At 60.8% G+C, this 16398-nt stretch carries 19 protein-coding genes and 1 riboswitch; of the genes, 6 read left to right on the top strand and 13 right to left on the bottom strand.

The window, feature by feature from the left end:
- Window positions 1-5 precede the first annotated feature (5 nt).
- The 3 genes from G3N97_RS00165 to G3N97_RS00155 are packed head-to-tail and all read left to right on the top strand — an operon-like array spanning window position 6 to window position 1757.
- Window positions 6-656, top strand: coding sequence for a MotA/TolQ/ExbB proton channel family protein (locus G3N97_RS00165; RefSeq protein ID WP_205991320.1), 651 nt, complete (start codon window positions 6-8; stop codon window positions 654-656).
- The gene (locus G3N97_RS00160; RefSeq protein ID WP_205991319.1) at window positions 653-1057 is read left to right on the top strand and encodes a biopolymer transporter ExbD; all 405 of its coding nucleotides are present in this window, start codon (window positions 653-655) and stop codon (window positions 1055-1057) included. Before G3N97_RS00165 ends, G3N97_RS00160 begins: the two co-directional genes overlap by 4 nt.
- A gap of 58 nt (window positions 1058-1115) precedes the next feature.
- A complete protein-coding gene (locus G3N97_RS00155) occupies window positions 1116-1757 on the top strand; it encodes a TonB family protein (RefSeq protein ID WP_346777992.1) in 642 nt (213 codons plus the stop codon).
- Between the two features lie 199 nt (window positions 1758-1956).
- Here G3N97_RS00155 and G3N97_RS00150 read toward each other — a convergent pair whose 3' ends face one another.
- From G3N97_RS00150 to G3N97_RS00140, 3 genes are all read right to left on the bottom strand, one after another.
- The gene (locus G3N97_RS00150; RefSeq protein WP_241030263.1) at window positions 1957-2151 is read right to left on the bottom strand and encodes a hypothetical protein; all 195 of its coding nucleotides are present in this window, start codon (window positions 2149-2151) and stop codon (window positions 1957-1959) included.
- A 504-nt stretch (window positions 2152-2655) separates the two neighbouring features.
- Entirely contained in the window at window positions 2656-3150 is a 495-nt protein-coding gene (locus tag G3N97_RS39905) for a GNAT family N-acetyltransferase (protein WP_277397715.1), read from the bottom strand.
- A gap of 105 nt (window positions 3151-3255) precedes the next feature.
- Window positions 3256-3741, bottom strand: coding sequence for a hypothetical protein (locus G3N97_RS00140; RefSeq protein WP_205991316.1), 486 nt, complete (start codon window positions 3739-3741; stop codon window positions 3256-3258).
- 269 nt (window positions 3742-4010) lie between these two features.
- Window positions 4011-4159: riboswitch (FMN riboswitch) on the top strand.
- Window positions 4160-4234: 75 nt separating this feature from the next.
- Here G3N97_RS00140 and G3N97_RS00135 point away from each other — a divergent pair.
- Window positions 4235-4732: a 6,7-dimethyl-8-ribityllumazine synthase gene (locus tag G3N97_RS00135; RefSeq protein ID WP_205991315.1), complete on the top strand. Its 498-nt coding sequence runs from the start codon at window positions 4235-4237 to the stop codon at window positions 4730-4732.
- 60 nt (window positions 4733-4792) lie between these two features.
- Here G3N97_RS00135 and G3N97_RS00130 read toward each other — a convergent pair whose 3' ends face one another.
- The 9 genes from G3N97_RS00130 to G3N97_RS00090 all read right to left on the bottom strand — a co-directional run bounded on the left by G3N97_RS00130 (window position 4793) and on the right by G3N97_RS00090 (window position 14175).
- Window positions 4793-5587: a glucose 1-dehydrogenase gene (locus tag G3N97_RS00130; protein ID WP_065059783.1), complete on the bottom strand. Its 795-nt coding sequence runs from the start codon at window positions 5585-5587 to the stop codon at window positions 4793-4795.
- A gap of 25 nt (window positions 5588-5612) precedes the next feature.
- Complete coding sequence (locus G3N97_RS00125; RefSeq protein WP_205991314.1) at window positions 5613-7082, bottom strand: FGGY family carbohydrate kinase; 1470 nt, start codon at window positions 7080-7082, stop codon at window positions 5613-5615.
- A gap of 19 nt (window positions 7083-7101) precedes the next feature.
- A complete protein-coding gene (locus G3N97_RS00120; RefSeq protein WP_205991313.1) occupies window positions 7102-8184 on the bottom strand; it encodes an ABC transporter permease in 1083 nt (360 codons plus the stop codon).
- 19 nt (window positions 8185-8203) lie between these two features.
- On the bottom strand, window positions 8204-9760 hold the full coding sequence (locus G3N97_RS00115; RefSeq protein WP_205991312.1) for a sugar ABC transporter ATP-binding protein: 1557 nt from the start codon (window positions 9758-9760) through the stop codon (window positions 8204-8206).
- Entirely contained in the window at window positions 9757-10428 is a 672-nt protein-coding gene (locus tag G3N97_RS00110) for a DUF2291 family protein (protein WP_205991311.1), read from the bottom strand. Before G3N97_RS00110 ends, G3N97_RS00115 begins: the two co-directional genes overlap by 4 nt.
- Before the next feature lie 66 nt (window positions 10429-10494).
- Window positions 10495-11442: a D-ribose ABC transporter substrate-binding protein gene (locus tag G3N97_RS00105; protein ID WP_080180739.1), complete on the bottom strand. Its 948-nt coding sequence runs from the start codon at window positions 11440-11442 to the stop codon at window positions 10495-10497.
- Window positions 11443-11518: 76 nt separating this feature from the next.
- Entirely contained in the window at window positions 11519-12316 is a 798-nt protein-coding gene (locus G3N97_RS00100) for a GolD/DthD family dehydrogenase (RefSeq protein ID WP_346777991.1), read from the bottom strand.
- 70 nt (window positions 12317-12386) lie between these two features.
- Window positions 12387-13328, bottom strand: a complete 942-nt coding sequence (locus G3N97_RS00095; RefSeq protein ID WP_205991310.1) for a transketolase C-terminal domain-containing protein — start codon at window positions 13326-13328, stop codon at window positions 12387-12389.
- Entirely contained in the window at window positions 13321-14175 is an 855-nt protein-coding gene (locus G3N97_RS00090) for a transketolase (RefSeq protein ID WP_205991309.1), read from the bottom strand. The genes G3N97_RS00095 and G3N97_RS00090 overlap by 8 nt, the downstream gene beginning before the upstream one ends.
- 182 nt (window positions 14176-14357) lie before the next feature.
- Here G3N97_RS00090 and G3N97_RS00085 point away from each other — a divergent pair, with 182 nt between their 5' ends.
- Both G3N97_RS00085 and G3N97_RS00080 read left to right on the top strand, forming a co-directional pair.
- Window positions 14358-15125: a DeoR/GlpR family DNA-binding transcription regulator gene (locus G3N97_RS00085; RefSeq protein WP_205991308.1), complete on the top strand. Its 768-nt coding sequence runs from the start codon at window positions 14358-14360 to the stop codon at window positions 15123-15125.
- Window positions 15126-15233: 108 nt separating this feature from the next.
- On the top strand, window positions 15234-16106 hold the full coding sequence (locus G3N97_RS00080) for a CmcJ/NvfI family oxidoreductase (RefSeq protein ID WP_241030262.1): 873 nt from the start codon (window positions 15234-15236) through the stop codon (window positions 16104-16106).
- 66 nt (window positions 16107-16172) lie between these two features.
- Here the strand turns inward: G3N97_RS00080 and G3N97_RS00075 are convergent, their stop codons facing one another.
- Window positions 16173-16376, bottom strand: coding sequence for a hypothetical protein (locus G3N97_RS00075; RefSeq protein WP_205991307.1), 204 nt, complete (start codon window positions 16374-16376; stop codon window positions 16173-16175).
- Window positions 16377-16398 lie beyond the last annotated feature (22 nt).

The raw sequence follows: 16398 nt of genomic DNA, 5'->3' as shown, positions 1-16398 counted from the left end.
CGCTCATGCAAAACTGGCAAGGCATTATGGACGCGGCGAGCGTGGGCGGCTGGGTGGTCTATCCGCTCACGCTGCTCGCGGCAATCGCGCTCGTCATTATTCTCGACCGCGCCTGGGTATTCTGGCGCTTCGCGTCCATGCCCGGACGCGCCGTCATGCAAGACGACCTGTCACACGTAGCGTTGCGCGACGAGACGTTGCGTCAGCTGCCCGCGCGTCATGCGCTTCGCAGATTGCTCGAACCGCTACTGCGCAACGCCACGAAACCCGCGTGGTGGATCGAAGCTCGCGCCGAAGGCCTCGCACTCGAAGTCCAGCGCGACATGTCGCGAGGACTCTGGATGCTCGAAACGATCGTCACGGCCGCGCCGCTGCTCGGCCTGCTCGGCACACTCGTCGGCATGATGCAGGCGTTCAGGCTGATCGGGCATGCGGGTCTCGTCAACCCGGGCGGCGTGACCGGCGGAGTCGCGCAGGCGCTGGTGGCCACCGCGATCGGCATCGTCATCGCGCTCGTCTCGCTGTTCGCGTTCAACTATTTTTCGCGGCGTATCGACCGGCTCGTCGATGAACTCGAAATGCAGACCAATGCGTGGCTCAGCGATGTGCGTCTTGCCAATGAAAGCGTGAATGAAAGCGAGGCGACTACGCCATGAAATTGCGTCGCTCCCGCACATCGAAACGCGGCCGCATCGAAATCATTCCGATGATCGATGTGATGTTTTTTCTGCTCGCCACTTTCATGCTGGCGTCGCTGACGATGCAACGGCTCGATGCGGTGAAGCTCGAATTGCCTCAGGGCAACGCACAGCCGCTTGCCGCGCAGCAACCGCTCACGCTGAGCATCGACCGTAACGGTCTGATCGCGCTGAATCGCCGGACCGTGCAGTTGCAGGACATTCCTGCATCGATCAAACGTCTGCTCGGTGCCGATGGCAACGTGGTCGTTGCCGCGGATGCCGGCGCGCCGAATGGACTCGTCGTGCAGGCCATGTTGCGGGCACGCGAAGGCGGCGCCGCTCACTTTCTCATCGCGGTTCAACGTGAGCACGAATAACTCTGCGCGCCTCGTCACGCTGCTCGACGCACAAGGCCCAAGAACGCTGGTGTGCTGCGTGCTCGCCGCCGTGTTGTGCGCGCTGTCGATCGATTGCTTGATGGAGCGTTTCAAGCCACGCGAAAAAACCAGCGCACCGCCGCCAACGCTCGATGCGCGACTCGTCGACATTGCGCCACCGAAGCCTGCGCCTTCGCCAGCTATTGCCGTGACGCACGCGATGCGCCCCGTCGCGCAGCACCATCCGACGCAAGTTGCCAGACAACCCGTTGCACCGCCTTCGCCGCCCGCACACATCGTGCCTCTCGCGCCGCCAGCCACCGCTGCGCCAACCCAGTCAAACTCGGTGACCACGCCATCCACATCTTCAGCAACGGACGACGCGACACCGCCAACACACGCTACGCCTACCGTCGCCTCCGGCCCGTCTGGCGACGTCGCCGCGCGTCCGGTTGTGCAACCGCTGCCCGAGATTCCCGACGATCTGCGCGCGTACGCCTATCGCGCGATCGCGCTGGCACGCTTCACGATTCACGTCGATGGCACAGTCGACGTCGCGCTAATCAAGCCGACGCCTAATCCGCGACTGAATCAATTGCTGATGGAAACTTTGAAAAGCTGGCGATTTTCGCCCGCCTTGAAAGACGGTCACGCGATTGAATCCGAACAGGATATTCGCGTACATTTCAATATCGGCTAACGTTTGCGCAATAAGCGAAACGTCAGTCGATCTCAATACCGTTCAGAATGAAAACGCCGCCTTGCGAGCGCAGAGTGGCCAAACCGAAGCCACTATCGACGCTCTAGCGGCGCCGCGCGAAAGCGCGAATTTCAGGGCATGAAGCAAGCAATGGTTCGCACCCGCCGCCAGCCTGGCGCGCGGGCGCGATCGCACACATTCAAGCCGGTGCGTAAAGCGCGCTGAACTGACGGTCGCTCAAGGCCCGCGCATTGCCGGTTTCATCCGTGAGAATCCAGTCGCCGGGCGCGACTGGCCACCAGCCATCGGGCGTGGCGATCGCCCAGCCATTCTCACGCGCCTCGACGCGCGTATGCCCATCTGGACCGAACCAGCGCTCGGCCTCGACGGCCAAGCCTCTCCTCAAAAAACGCATCAAAGCTTTCCTAAGTTTTTTTTACTTCGATATCGCGAGATCGTACGAATCAGGCTTCCAAGCCGTATCGAGACTGTATGGAAAACGCAGGAAGCCGCTTGAATCCCCCCGATGGCTATGAGGTGATAACCGGCTCTCAATGCGCTCGCAGCGCCTCCATTCATGACAAACGCACCAACGCTCATTTCGGAGGACAACATTCGAGCGTGAAATGTGCGATGGGTCGCCATGCGTAAACGTTTCCATCCCGTCGGTTCGCTCACGCCAATGTTGAAGCGCGGCGCGAATTGTCGATACGGAAACGCATGGTGCGCACGCGCGGCAATCTCGTCAAGCGGATCGTGTTATCGACCCACCTTGTGTCGGTTATTACGACGCAAATCGTCTTTGTCGACATCGATTTGCCGTGGCAGGTTTAAGCCAGCGCTTAAGACCGCGACACCAACGGGCGTCGGTCACTTTTTCTGTTTCTGCGCGAGACGATTAGAGGATCGCGCGTTGCATGACGATCAGTTCGCCCGTGAATCTCGCATTGCTCGCGCGCCGAATCTCCGCGAAACCTTCGCGCTTCCAGAACGCGTATGCGCGCGCATTGGTGGCAACAACGGCAAGCTGCGCGGTGCGATAACCCCACGTCGCCGCCATTTCAAACAGCAGGCGTAATGCAGCCCTTCCGTAGCCTCGTCCTTGATGGCCTTCTGAAAACAGCATGAGGCCGATCCAGATGCAATCGTGAGCGGGATACGCACGAATGACGTCCGCGCAGCCGATCATGTCTTGCCCGGCGTAGAAACCGAATACCGTTTTATCGGCGAAAGCCTTGCTCACTGGCTTACCGAAAAAGAAGTCGTCGACATCGCTTTCCGAGGGAGGACGGCCTTCCACGAGCGCTGTGTAAGAAGCGGCTTCGACGAACACGCGCAACACGCTTGCGCGGTCGCTGGCCGATTCGTTGCTGAGAGGCAGGACGGTAAGCATCGAGTGTGCGCGACAAAGAAGACCGCCTATTCTAAGCGCGTTGATGAACCGCGAATGCGTTGGGCGCAAACGTTTTCCAGTCGCGGCACTCAGAGATCGGGCGCGTCATACCGCGTGCGAAGTCTGCCGGATCACAGGAGAAACCGTTCGCGGCGTCTCAAGCAGTTTGTTCAAACGCTGGACGGCGGCGCAATAGTCGCGCGCCGTTACCGAAGCCAATTGTTCGTCGTACACCTTGAGCAACGCCTGAATCGCGGCAACGTCGCAAGAGCCGATCATCCATTCTCCGCTGTGCTGCGCACGCTCGACGGCGGCATTCAACGCATCTTCCGCACCGGCATAAACGCCATCGTCGGCGTGTCCCAGACCGGTCTTCCACAGAAAATACGAGAGGTAGGTGAGGCGCGTGAGTTCATTGAGCATCGGCTGATTGCCGCGTTGATTTTCGCGTTGATGACCCCGTCCCTCGCGGCACGCTTCCAGCGCGAGATGCGCATTCAACGACAAGCTGCGAACCGATTCGTGCGGCATCGGCAGCAACCATTGCTTCGACGCGCGCGGTGGAACGCGGAGGCGATTCGCGGCCGTCATGCCAACGCCTCGGCGAACGCGCGAGCCTTCTCCATCATCCGCTTCGCCGCCACCAATCCATTCATCTTCCAGTTGCCCAACACCAGCTTGCGCTTCATGACATTCGCTCCTCATTCGATCCTGATGCGTTCGAGCACCGCAATCGACAACATGACGGCGCAACGAATTGAGTGCCAGATTTAGAGTACAAACTCAGGCTGATTGCGGCTGTGCACAAAACCGGGTTTCGTGCTACCGTACAACCCGTTCGTTAATCAACACGCTAACGAACACGTTCTCGGGGCGGGGTGCAATTCCCCACCGGCGGTAATCGGCGTTAAACACGACGTAGCCCGCGAGCGCTCTGCGGTTGCAGAGGTCAGCAGACCCGGTTGGATTCCGGGGCCGACGGTCATAGTCCGGATGAAAGAGAACAGGATGGCCTCCGTCTTTTCGCGTCTCGCGAAAGGCGCTGCCGTTCTACGCCCTGTTCACACAAAACAGGCTGAAGTCCATGAACACCTCTAGCACCATCGAATCCCAGGCTGTCGCTGCATCCGCCGGTCAACGTCCGCGTCTCGCTTTCATTCAGGCTTGCTGGCATCGCGACATCGTCGATCAGGCCAAGCATTCCTTCGTGCAATCGATCCAGAAGCACGGTTACAGCGCCGACGACGTCGATCTGTACGAAGTGCCGGGCGCCTTCGAAATTCCGCTGCACGCCAAACGCCTCGCGCAAACGGGCCGCTATGCCGGCATCGTGGCAGCGGGCCTCGTGGTCGACGGCGGCATCTATCGCCACGACTTCGTCGCGACGGCCGTCATCGACGGCCTGATGCAGGTGCAACTGGAAACCGGCACGCCGGTGTTTTCGGTCGTGCTCACGCCGCATCATTTCCACGGCGAAGAACACGTGAAGTATTTCCGCGAGCATTTCGTCGTCAAGGGCGCGGAAGCCGCGCACGCTTGCGCCGATACGGTCAGCAAGCTCGCCGCCCTGCCGGTGCGCTAACACGCGCCGTGGCGACGCCCGTGCCTCGCACGGCGTCGCCTGTTCACGCCCGCGCTGCGCTTACGACATGAACATGCCGCCGTCCACGTTGATCGTCTGGCCGGTGATATAGGACGCGTCGTCCGAAGCGAGAAACGCCACGAGACCGGCCACGTCCTTACCGCTGCCCGCGCGTTTCATCGGAATGTTGTCGACCCACTCCTTCATGAGCTCGCCCGGTTTGTAATCGCCGAGCAGCTTGCCCCACGCCTCGTCGTTGTACGCCCACATATCCGTGGTGATGATGCCCGGACAGAACGCGTTGACCGTGATGCCCGTGGGCGCGAGTTCTTTCGCGAGACTCTGCGTAATGCCGAGCACGCCGAATTTGCTCGCCGCGTAGTGCGGCGTATAGACGAAACCCTGACGCGCCTGGCCCGACGCCGTGTTGATCAGGCGGCCGCCCTTGCCCGCACGCAGCATGCGCGTGGCCGCTTCCTGGCAGCACAGGAACACGCCTTTGGTGTTCACGGCCATCACCTTGTCCCACTCGGCTTCGCTCAGATCGGGCAGCTTCGCGATCGTAATCACGCCCGCGTTCTGCACCGAAATATCGACTTCGCCGAGTTTCGCGGCCACTTCGTCGTAGAGCGCCACGACTTGCGCTTTGCTCGTCACGTCGACCTCGACGGCGATCGCTTCATAGCCCGCGTCGCGCAAGCCGGCCGCTGCATCGTGCACGCTCTTCTCGTTCGCCGACACGCACACCTTCGCGCCTTCCTGCGCGAAGCGCTCCGCGATACCCAATCCAATACCGCGGCTTCCGCCCGTCACGACCACCACCTTGCCTGCGAACCGCTTTGCTTCGTTACTCACGGTGTATTCTCCGGAAACCCTGCGTTTAAAGACGGCCGATCCACTTCAGCCATTGTTCGTGATTGCGCGCGGCGGCGTCCACGCCCGTGCCCGGCTCCACGCGGCGCGCGATCACGCGGTTCGCGCGATGCGCGTCGAGCGACGGAATCAGGCCCGTTTCGAGCAGCGCCAACGCCGCCGCACCGGCCGCCGATATTTCACTGAGCGCCAGCGTGCTGACCGGCCGGTTCAACGTGTCGGCCAGGTATTGCAGCAGGAAGGGCCGCTGCACGAGGCCGCCATCGAGATGCAGTTCGCTCAGACGCACGTTGGCCGACTCCTCCATCACCGTAATGACGTCCTTGATCTGATAGACGATCGATTCGTACGCCGCGCGCGCAACGTGCTGCCAGGCCGTTGAAAACTGCAGCCCGACGATCTGCGCGCCGCCCGGATATTTCCAGTGCGGGCAGCCGATGCCGGAAAACGCGGGAATCAGAAAGACGCCGCCGTTGTCGTATTCCGTGAATGCGCGCTCGGCCTCGGCAAAATCGCCGAATAGATTGAACTTCTCCTTGAGAAAAGCCGGCGTCGAACCCGCGCTGATGATGATGCCTTCCATCGCATAGTCCACGCGCGAACCCGTGGCGAAGCACAAGGTCGAGACGAGGCCGTGCGCGGGCGCTTGCGGTTCGCGCCCCACGTTCATCATGATCGACGAGCCCGTGCCCATCGTGGCCTTCGCCACGCCCGGCGTCAAACAGCCCTCGCCCACGGCAGCCGCGTGAGAGTCGCCGATCATCGACACAATCGGCACCGCGTGCGCCAGCAAGCCGTTGAAATCCGTTTCGCCAAAATGCGAGGCCGACGGTTTCAGTTCCGGCAAACGCAACCCGCGCAAGCCGAATTCCTCGACCAGTTCCCGATCCCATTCGAGCGACGCGAGGTTGAACAGCATCGTGCGCGACGCGTTCGTATAGTCGGCGCAATACGCGGCACCCTTCGTCAACCGATACAGCAGCCAGCTATCCACCGTGCCGAAATACGCGCTGCCGCGCTGAATATGCGCCTGCACGCGCGCATCGTTTTCAGTGAGCCAGATGAGTTTGGTGCCTGAAAAATACGGGTCGATCAGCAAACCGGTTTTCGCGGCGATGCGTGGCGCGAGCCCGTCGCGCTTGAGCCGCTCGCAGATCGGCAGCGAGCGCTGGCATTGCCACGACACGGCGGGCACGATCGGCCTGCCCTGCTCGTCCCACAACACCACGGTTTCGCGCTGATTCGAAATCCCCACGCCGACGATATCGCGCTGCTCGCCCTTGAATGCGGCGAGACACAGCGCAACGGCCTGCAGCACGGAATCGTAAATCGCGTCGGCATCCTGCTCGACGAAACCCGCCTGCGGATGCGTGCACGAGACCGCAACGAAGCCGCGCGCGTGAACCTGTCCTTCGGCGTCGAAAACGAGCGCCTTCGTGCCACTGGTGCCTTGATCGATGGCCAGAACGTATTGCATGTTTTTATCCCGGTATCGATCAGGCGGTCATCGCAACCATGCGCGACTGGAGGCGCTGCTGCAACTGGTCCACCACGACGGCGAAGATAATCACGAGCCCCTTGATGACCATCTGCCAGAAGTCGCTGATGCCGCACATCACCATGCCGTCGCCGAGAATGCTGATCACGCACGCGCCCACCACCGAGCCGAACACCGTTCCGCGTCCGCCCATCAACGCCGTGCCGCCCAGCACCACGGCGGCGATCGCGTTCAGTTCGTAGGTTTCGCCCGTGAGCGGGTGGGCGGTCTGCAACTGCGCGGTAATCACCAGCCCGACGATTGCCGCGCAAAAACCCGAGAACGTGTAGACGAACAGCTTCACGCGGTTGGTGCGAATACCCGAGAAACGCGCGGCCTGTTCATTGCCGCCGATGGCATAAATGCGCCGGCCCAGCGGCGTTTTGCGTGCGATGAAAATGGTGACGGCCGCCAGCAACAACATGATCCACACCGGCACGGAAAGCCCCATGATCGTACCGTTGCCGATGAATTCAAAACCCGTATTGCCGAGCGCCGCATTGCCTTCGAGGTCCGCATACGTGCTGCCGTTGTTCACCAGCAGCGCGGCGCCGCGCACGACATACAACATGCCCAGCGTCGCGATGAACGGCGCGACGTTGAGCGCGGTAATCAAATAACCATTCACGGCGCCAATCAACGCGCCGAGAACACACGCGAGCAGCGCGACGCCAAGCGGATTGAAGAACACTACGTAATGGCCGATATGTACGCCCTGGAGCAGCAGATAACCCGCCGCCATGCCGCTGATCCCGACAATCGAGCCCACCGAAAGATCGATACCGCCGGTCAGGATCACGAGCGTCATGCCGATCGACAGAATCGCCACGACAGTCACGTGCTTCGCCATGATCAGCATGTTGCTGGCCGAGAGGAAGTTATCCGCCGTGAGCGAGAAGACAATGAAGATCACAAACAGCGCGATGAAAATGCGCAGCTTGAGCAGATTGACCGTGAAGCGCGCCACCATATAGGCGCTCTGCCGGTTGTGCTTCGTATGCACCGGATGCAGCGAAGGATTGCTGCTATTGGGAGTATTCATGGTGTCTACCTCGGTTGCCTCAGACCACTGCCGTGGCCGGTGTCGATGCGCGCACGATGCGTTCGCTGTCAAACTGTGACCGTTCCATGATGGCCGTGAGCTTGCCGCTCGCCATCACGAAGACCCGATTGGAAACCGCCACGGCCTCGTCGAGTTCGGAGGTCGCGTAAATGACGGCGATGCCGGACTTCGCGAGCAGGCTGATCGTCTTGTAGACGTCTTCCTTGGCGCCCACGTCGATACCGCGCGTCGGTTCGTCCATCAGCAGCACTTTCGGCGACGTCAGCAGCGCCTTGCCGATCACCACTTTCTGCATGTTGCCGCCGGAAAGCGATGTGATCGGCGCGTCCACCGAGGCGGCCTTGATAGCGAGCCGCTTGACGATGTCCTCGGCCGCTTCGACCTGCTTCTCGCGCTTGAGCGCGCCGAATTTCAGCCGGTTGACGAACTTGCCGAGACTCGACAAGGTCATGTTCTCGAGAATCGACATCAGCTGAATCATGCCCTGCTTCTGGCGATCCTCGGGCACCAGCGCGATGCCCGCTTCGATACGCTTCGGAATCGGCAGATCTTCGATCGCCTTGCCCGCCAGTTCGATTTCGCCCAATGCGTGCGGCTGCGCGCCCAGCAGCGTTTCGAGGAGTTCGGTGCGGCCCGCGCCCATGAGTCCGTAAATGCCGATCACTTCACCGGCACGCACCGAGAAAGACACATGATCGACGGCGTAAATGCCATTCGAGCGCTTTAAAGCCAGATCGTTGACCTTCAGGATTTCTTCGCCGATTGCGTGCTGTTCAAACGCGAAGCGCTTCTTCGACGAACCAACCATCGCTTCGATGATCCACGGAATATCGATGTCCGCGATATCGTCTTCGGCCACGAGCCGTCCATTGCGCAGCACCGTGATGCAATCGCCAATCGCCATGATTTCTTCGAGGCGATGCGAGATATAAATCACGGTCACGCCCTCTTCCTTGAGCTGACCGATAATCTTGAAGAGAATCTCCACTTCGTGGCGCGAGAGCGCGGAAGTCGGCTCGTCCATGATCAGCACCTTGATGTGCTTGGAGAGCGCTTTGGCGATTTCCACGAGCTGCTGCTGGCCGACGTAAAGATCGCCCAGACGCGTGCGCGGATTAATCGGAATCTGCAAACGGTCCAGCAAAATCTTCGCCTGATGCACTTCGTCTTTCGAACGGATCACACCGCCGCTCGTCAGCTCGTTGCCGGTAAATATATTCTCGGCGACGCTCAGGTCGGGAAAGAGATTCAGCTCCTGAAAGATAATGCCCACGCCGTGTGCTTCGGCGCTGCGCACATCGGTAATCGCGGCGACTTTTCCGTCGATGCGAATCTCGCCTGACGTGGCCGTTTCCGCGCCCGCGAGCAGTTTCATCAGCGTCGATTTACCCGCGCCATTCTCGCCGATCAACACGTTCACCTTGCCGCGGCGAACCTTGTAATCGACTTCTACGAGCGCAGCCGTGCCCGGATAGATTTTCGACAGACCGCGCGTTTCGATAACATTCACGGAGTTCGCGAGCCGTGCCTCATTCGCTTCGATCGCTTCGCTCATTTCCATGCCACCGGTATCGCCCGAATTTCGCCTGCCGGTTCGCTCCAGCTGCTATAAACCGCGGCCACGTCCACGCTCTGACCGACCTTGAGCTTGAGCGATTCCTGCGCATGCGCGACGACGAGCTTGTTGATTTCCTGGCCGAACACCGCGAATTTCGATTGATCGTCGAAGTCGCCATATTTCACGCCGGGAAAACCATCGCGTACGCCGGTGCCGATCACAACGGGACCGGTCTCCAGCGCCACATGAACCGCTTCGCCGCCGCTCGGGGGCGTCACGTCCACGTAAGCGCGGCCCACGCGCGAAGTCGTGTCGATACGCGTGACCTTGCCCGCCACGCGAATCCAGAAATTGCAGGGAAACGCCGAGCTTTGGCGGAACCCGTACTGCTTGCACGCGTCGTCGAAATTCTGGCTGAGCGCGCCGATCACCTGTGCCGCGGGTTTAGCGTTCTTGTCGGCATACGGAATCATCTGGTCGTTGAACATCTTGACCGGATCCGGACCGTGATGCTGGCCTTGCGCGCGAATCGCTGCCAGCTCCTGATCGGTCACGACATGACAGCCGCCCACGGCGGCAACGACGCCCACGCCCAGCACAACCCGCAAGCTTTTCGCAGCGCCGCCGAATGTGCGTCGCACCACTGCGCCAATCGAATCCACCATGACGACCTCACTTGAAGACTTCCACGGGCACGGCGCACGCCATGCCCGTTTGACACCGGCAATCCGTTACTTGGTGTAGTAGAAATCGTTCACTTTCGAGGCGTTGTCCTTTGTGATCAGGATGCCGCGCGTGAGCTGACGTTCGGGTTCGCCCGTCGAACCGGTGCGAATGTATTTGTCGAGCAGATCGACGCCGTGCTGCGCAATACCTTGCGCCTGCAGCATGACGGTGGCTTTCAGCTTGCCCGCGCGGATCGAATCGCGTTCGTCGTTGCTGCCGTCGATACCCATGACGATCACGTCCTTGCGATTCGCCGAATCGAGCGAAGCAATTGCGCCGAGCGCCGCCGGACCATTACCCGCAATCACACCCTTGATGTTCTGATGTTCCTGAAGAATCGAGTCCATCGCCTGCTTGGCCGGCAGCAGCGCGCCCTTCACGTCCTGACGCGCGACCATCTTCAGATCCGGATACTGGTCGAGCACCTGATGAAACGCCTGCGAGCGCGTCACGCAGTTTTTGTCCGCGAGATTGCAGGTCAGCTCCACATAGTCGCCCTTTTCGCCAATCGCTTCGACAAAGCGTTGCGCGACTTCCGAACCGGCTTCCAGATTGTTATGGCTGAGCTGCGCGATGGCGATACCGTCTTTCGGAATCTCGCGATTGATCAGCACCACCGGCACGTGTTTTTCTTTCGCCGTGCGCACCGTCGCCACGCTAGCATTCGAATCGGCGTTATCGAGAATGATGCCCTTCACGCCCTTGCCGATGACGAGATTCACCAGTTCGTTTTGCTTGTTGACGTCCTCGCCATGCGAAAGCACGATCGTGTCGTAACCGAGTTTCTTCGCTTCCTTTTCCGCGCCTTTCGCTTCAGCCGCGTAATACGGATTGTCGAGCGCGTTCACCAGAATCGCGATCGTGCCTTTACTCGCCGCGAGCGCGTCGACCGGTTGCAGTGCCGCTACGCAGGTGGCAGCGACCGCGGCCGTGAGTGCAAGCTTCTTCCACATGTTTTGTCTCCGGATTGAACTTCTTTTTCTTCAAGAAGCGGCTCGCCTTGCGCGATGCCGCACCCGCACTGCCATGTCAGCAAATGGTGTAGCCGCCGTCGATCATGATGTCCGCGCCGGTAATCATGTCCGCGCCGTTCGAGAGCAGAAACAGAATGGCGGCGGCAATTTCGTCGGTGTAGGCGAAACGGCCCACCGGAATCAGCTTCTTCATGTTCTCGCCTTTTTCACCGTCCCAGGCGGCCGCGCCCATCGGCGTCAACACCACCGTCGGCGACACCGTATTCACGGTAATGCCGCGCGCGGCCCACTCCTTCGCGAGCACCTTGGTCATGCCGATCAAGCCCGCCTTCGCCGACGTATAGGCGCAGTGCTGGTCAATGGCGACGGTCGCCGCCTGCGAGGCGATGTTGACGATCTTGCCGCGATGCCCGCGCGCCAATACGTGACGCGCGAAGTGCTTTGAACAGAGGAAAGGACCGGTGAGATTCACGGCGATCTGCTTCTGCCATTCGTCGAAGCCGATATCTTCAGCAGGCGTGAGCGTGATGCAGCCCGCGGCGTTCACGAGCAGATGAATGTCGCCGAAATGCTGGACGGCGGCTTTCATGGCGCGCTCGACGTCGGCTTCGTTGGCGACATCGCAGGCGAAAGCTTTCGCGTTGGCTGCGCCGAGTTCTTCGACGGCGGCCTGCACGCGCGGCTCCTCGAATGCCGGATAAAGGATCGCAACGCGCGCGCCTTTCGCGATCAGCGCCGTGTTGGTCGCCATGGCGATGCCGCCGAGGCCGCCGGTCACGACCGCGACTTTGCCGTCCAGACGAAAGTCGAAATCGACGCCGTGGCGCAGCGACATGTCATATTGAATGCTCACTTTTCTGTCTCCTTCTTGTGCCTCTGGGGGCGGCAATGAAATGCTGTGCGACGCGTCGCGACACTCTGCGTCAGCGCGCGGATTGTGCCTGTATGGCTTCGGCAATGCCATCGGCGTCGATACCGTAATGGCGGCGAATGCCCTTGCGCGTGCCGTATTGCGCGAATTCGCCTTCGGTCACGCCGAGCGTGGTCAGGCGGCGCGGAATCTGGCGGCGCGCCATCAACATCGCGACCATCGCGCCAATTCCGCCATGCAGCGAATGTTCTTCGACCGTGACGATCGCGTCGTGGCGTTCGATGATCGTCGCAAGCGCGTCCTGATCGAGCGGACGCAGCGACGAAAGATTCACGAGCGTCGGATGCACGCCTTGCTGCTGCAGACGCTCGCACGCTTCGAGCGCTTCGCCGACCACCGAACCCAGCGCGATCACGGCCACACCGCGACCTTCGATCAGTACGTCGGGACGGCCCGGCTGGAAGCGGTACGACGCGTCGTGAACGACGGGAAATTTCGCGTTGTCGAGACGGATGTAGACCGGGCCGTCGACGGCGGCCGCGTAGTCGATCATCTGCACGACTTCGGCTTCGTCGCACGGCGCGAAAATCTGCACGTTGCCGAAGCCGCTCATGATCGAGATGTCGTCGATCGCATGGTGCGTGGACGCCAGCGGACCGTAGGCCACGCCCGCGTTCAGGCCCAGCATCTTCACGTTGGTGGCGCTATAGCAGATGTCGTTCTTGACCTGCTCGTTCGCGCGGCCCACGAGGAACGGCGCGGCGTTGGCCGTGAATACGATATGTCCGCCCAGCGCGAGGCCCGCCGCCATGCCGACCATGTTCTGCTCGGCAATGCCCACGTTGATCACGCGTTCGGGATAGGTTTCGAGAAACGGGCCGATCTTCGAGGTCGAGGTGGAGTCGGCCACCATCACGATGATGTCCTGGCCCGCAGCCGTCAGGCGGCTCAGCGCGCTGACCGCACCGTCGCGCAAATCGGCGGAATTACGCATGGTCCAGCTCCTCCAGTGCTTGCTTGAGTTGTTGCTCGTCAGGGAATTTGTGATGCCAGGCCGGCACGTTCTCCATGAACGACACGCCACGGCCCTTGATGGTGTGCGCGATCAACACTTTCGGCTTTCCATTTCCCCCATCGAGACTTTCGATTAGTTTCCAAATCGCGTCCGAATCATTTCCATTGACGTCGTGCACCTCGAATCCGAACGCGCGGAATTTCTCGTCCAGCGGGTCGAGATCCATGATCTTGTGCGTGAAGTCGGCGAGTTGCAGGCGGTTGCGGTCGACGATCACGACGAGGTTCGACAGCTCGAAATGCGCCGCCGCCATCGCGGCTTCCCAGTTCGATCCTTCCTCGAGTTCGCCGTCGCCGGTCAGCACGAACACGCGCCCGACCGGGCCTTCCGACGCTTGAGCATGGCGCTGTTTGGCCATCGCGAGACCCGCCGCGATCGGCATGCCGTGACCGAGGCCGCCGGTGTTGACCGTCACGAGCGTCGGCAGCTTTTGCCTGACAGGATGGCCCGGCAGCCGCGAATGGTCCTGCAGATAGGTGGGCAGTTCGGCGCCTTCGAGCCAGCCGAGTTCCGCGAAGCAGGAATACAGACCGCCCACGCCGTGACCCTTGCTGAGAATGAATTCGTCCTGCCACTTCACGGTGCGATCGCCCTGCACCTCGTAGCGGAGCACATGGAAATACAGCGCCGCGAGGATGTCCGCTTCCGACATGTCGCCGCCCGTATGGCCGCTCTTCGCCGCCGAATTCATCACGCAGATCTTCTTGCGGATCTCCTGCGCCCGCCTGTGCAGCGGCTCGCCAGACTGCTTGTAGGGGTTTTCCATTCCCTGCTCCCGAACTTCCTGTTTGCGTGAAATGCAGTTTCTGTTACTTTCCTTAGAAAGTCAAAGAGAAATAAAAGCAAAGAGGGAAAACACCAGGTCGGTCGCGATACGGCCGCGAATCGGGCAAAATACAACCCATAACGTCCGGGTTTGCGGGCGCGGGCGGCTTGCAGGGAAAAAACATGGACCAAAGGACCAGAACAGAGAAGATTTTCGAAAAGGTGCAGGCGGCCAAGCTGGTGAAGCTTTCGGAGCTTTCCAGCGAATTCGGCGTTTCGATGCCCACTATTCGAAAAGACATTGACGAGTTGCAGCGCCTCGGACACGTCGAGCGCGTTCATGGCAACGTGCGCCTCAAGACCGCGCAAGCCGAGCCCGCCCCCAAAGCGCCGAGCGCCAGCATTCTGCCGACGAGCGAGGAAAAGGCGCAGATCGGCCGCAAGGCGGCGACGCTTATCGCGAACGGCGACGCCGTCATTCTCGATTGCGGCGCGACCACCACCGAACTCGCGAACAATCTGCTGGACCGCCAGAATCTGCGCATCGTCACCAACGCGCTGAACATTGCGATCCTGCTCGGCGCGGAGCCGACCAACCGCGTGATGCTCACGGGCGGCATCTTCAAGGCGGAGACGATTGCCGTGTCGGGCGAAAAGGCATCGACCTTTTTCGAAGGCATGTTCGTCGACAAACTCTTTCTCGCGGCGGGCGGCGTCGCCATGGAATCGGGCATTTCCTATCCCGACTTTATCGACCTGCACGTGAAGCGCGCGATGATCGACGCGGCGAAAACCGTGTATCTGCTCGCCGATTCGAAGAAGTTCGGCAAGCGCGAGTTCGCGACTTTCGGCGCGATGGACCAGATCGACTATCTGATTACCGATGAAGGGCTCGATGCCGAATTCGCTAACTGGATCACCGGTCTCGGCATCAAGATTCTGTACGCGTAGTGGCAAACGCCGCCTCATAACCATATGAGGTTTCGTTCGTTCTAAAAAGCTCGGCCGGCGACTAGCTTTGAATGATCTTGAACGTATGTTCTGATCATCGGAGCACTCATGAGCACCGTGTTAGCCGCCCCGCCAGCCCACCCGGACGCGCAGGCGCTGCCGTTCGCCGCCCCGTCCGTCGAAGCGGAACTCAACTATCTCGCGCCGGGCACAGTCCGGCCCGTCAATTACACGTTCGAACCGCCCGCGGGCATACCGTGGAGTTCGGGCACGCTCGATCCGCGCCGTGTAACGATTCATAATGCGCGCCCGCTCGCGCAAAGCGGCGGTATTTCGCTCGACACGCAAGGCTTCCAGCACGTGGCGCATGCGAGCGCGCTGCACGATTTCAGCGACGAGGCGCAGATTCGCGACGTCTATCTGCCCGAAGCCGAAGCGCTGCTGCGCACGGTTACGGGCGCCGCGAAAGTCGTGATCTTCGATCACACGCTGCGCGACAGCGCACGCGGTTCGCGCGACAACGCCGCGCTGCGCGAACCGGTACGCCGCGTGCATAACGATCAGACTTTCGTTTCGGGGCCGAGGCGCGTCCGCGATCATCTGAACGCGGACGAAGCCGCGCAGCGTCTTCAGCGGCGCTTCGCGATCATCAATCTGTGGCGGCCCTTGAACGAAGTCGAGCAATTGCCGCTCGCGCTCTGCGACGCACGCTCCATTGCGCCCGACGATCTCGTGCCCACCGATCTCGTCTACCGCGACAAAACCGGGGAAACGTATTCGTTTCTCGCGAACGCGCGACATCGCTGGTTTTATTTTCCCCGTCTGCGTGCCGACGAAGTGCTGTTGCTGAAGATCTACGATTCGCGCGAGGAAGGGACGGCGCGATTCACCGCGCACACGGCTTTCGACGATCCGCACACGCCGGAGGACGCCGCGCCGCGTCGCAGTATTGAATTGCGCGCACTTGTTTTCTGGGACTGAAAAGACGTGACGCTTGCCGACGCGCGAGATTAAACGCGCAGGCAAGCGCAGGGACGATGATCGCGCTTATTCGAGCGGGATTTCCGGAACGAAGGGATAAAGCAGCGGCGTATAGCTCAAGTGAAAGTATCCGTGCCGCGCATAGAGCGCGGCGCGCTCCACGCGTTCGTGCGTTTCCTCGCGCGCATTTTTCGCTTCAACGATGTCGCGTGAACGCGCAGGCTCGCTGCGGAATACCTTGAAAAACAGGGATGAAATCGGAATCGACATAACGACGCCTCCGTGGCATTGC

Origin of the sequence: Paraburkholderia sp. Ac-20347, assembly GCF_017104805.1 — a bacterium.
Classification (GTDB): domain Bacteria; phylum Pseudomonadota; class Gammaproteobacteria; order Burkholderiales; family Burkholderiaceae; genus Paraburkholderia; species Paraburkholderia tropica.
Note: the sequence above shows the minus strand (reverse complement) of the source record. Positions and strands in the feature narration are given on the sequence as shown.

Bases quoted from the DNA above. Each gene is read 5' to 3' on its own strand.
- G3N97_RS00165 (WP_205991320.1), top strand. From the start codon at position 6: ATGCAAAACTGGCAAGGCATTATGGACGCGGCGAGCGTGGGCGGCTGG.
- G3N97_RS00160 (WP_205991319.1), top strand. From the start codon at position 653: ATGAAATTGCGTCGCTCCCGCACATCGAAACGCGGCCGCATCGAAATC.
- G3N97_RS39905 (WP_277397715.1), bottom strand. From the start codon at position 3,150: ATGCTTACCGTCCTGCCTCTCAGCAACGAATCGGCCAGCGACCGCGCA.
- G3N97_RS00140 (WP_205991316.1), bottom strand. From the start codon at position 3,741: ATGACGGCCGCGAATCGCCTCCGCGTTCCACCGCGCGCGTCGAAGCAA.
- G3N97_RS00135 (WP_205991315.1), top strand. From the start codon at position 4,235: ATGAACACCTCTAGCACCATCGAATCCCAGGCTGTCGCTGCATCCGCC.
- G3N97_RS00125 (WP_205991314.1), bottom strand. From the start codon at position 7,082: ATGCAATACGTTCTGGCCATCGATCAAGGCACCAGTGGCACGAAGGCG.
- G3N97_RS00120 (WP_205991313.1), bottom strand. From the start codon at position 8,184: ATGAATACTCCCAATAGCAGCAATCCTTCGCTGCATCCGGTGCATACG.
- G3N97_RS00115 (WP_205991312.1), bottom strand. From the start codon at position 9,760: ATGAGCGAAGCGATCGAAGCGAATGAGGCACGGCTCGCGAACTCCGTG.
- G3N97_RS00110 (WP_205991311.1), bottom strand. From the start codon at position 10,428: ATGGTGGATTCGATTGGCGCAGTGGTGCGACGCACATTCGGCGGCGCT.
- G3N97_RS00105 (WP_080180739.1), bottom strand. From the start codon at position 11,442: ATGTGGAAGAAGCTTGCACTCACGGCCGCGGTCGCTGCCACCTGCGTA.
- G3N97_RS00095 (WP_205991310.1), bottom strand. From the start codon at position 13,328: ATGCGTAATTCCGCCGATTTGCGCGACGGTGCGGTCAGCGCGCTGAGC.
- G3N97_RS00090 (WP_205991309.1), bottom strand. From the start codon at position 14,175: ATGGAAAACCCCTACAAGCAGTCTGGCGAGCCGCTGCACAGGCGGGCG.
- G3N97_RS00085 (WP_205991308.1), top strand. From the start codon at position 14,358: ATGGACCAAAGGACCAGAACAGAGAAGATTTTCGAAAAGGTGCAGGCG.
- G3N97_RS00080 (WP_241030262.1), top strand. From the start codon at position 15,234: ATGAGCACCGTGTTAGCCGCCCCGCCAGCCCACCCGGACGCGCAGGCG.
- G3N97_RS00075 (WP_205991307.1), bottom strand. From the start codon at position 16,376: ATGTCGATTCCGATTTCATCCCTGTTTTTCAAGGTATTCCGCAGCGAG.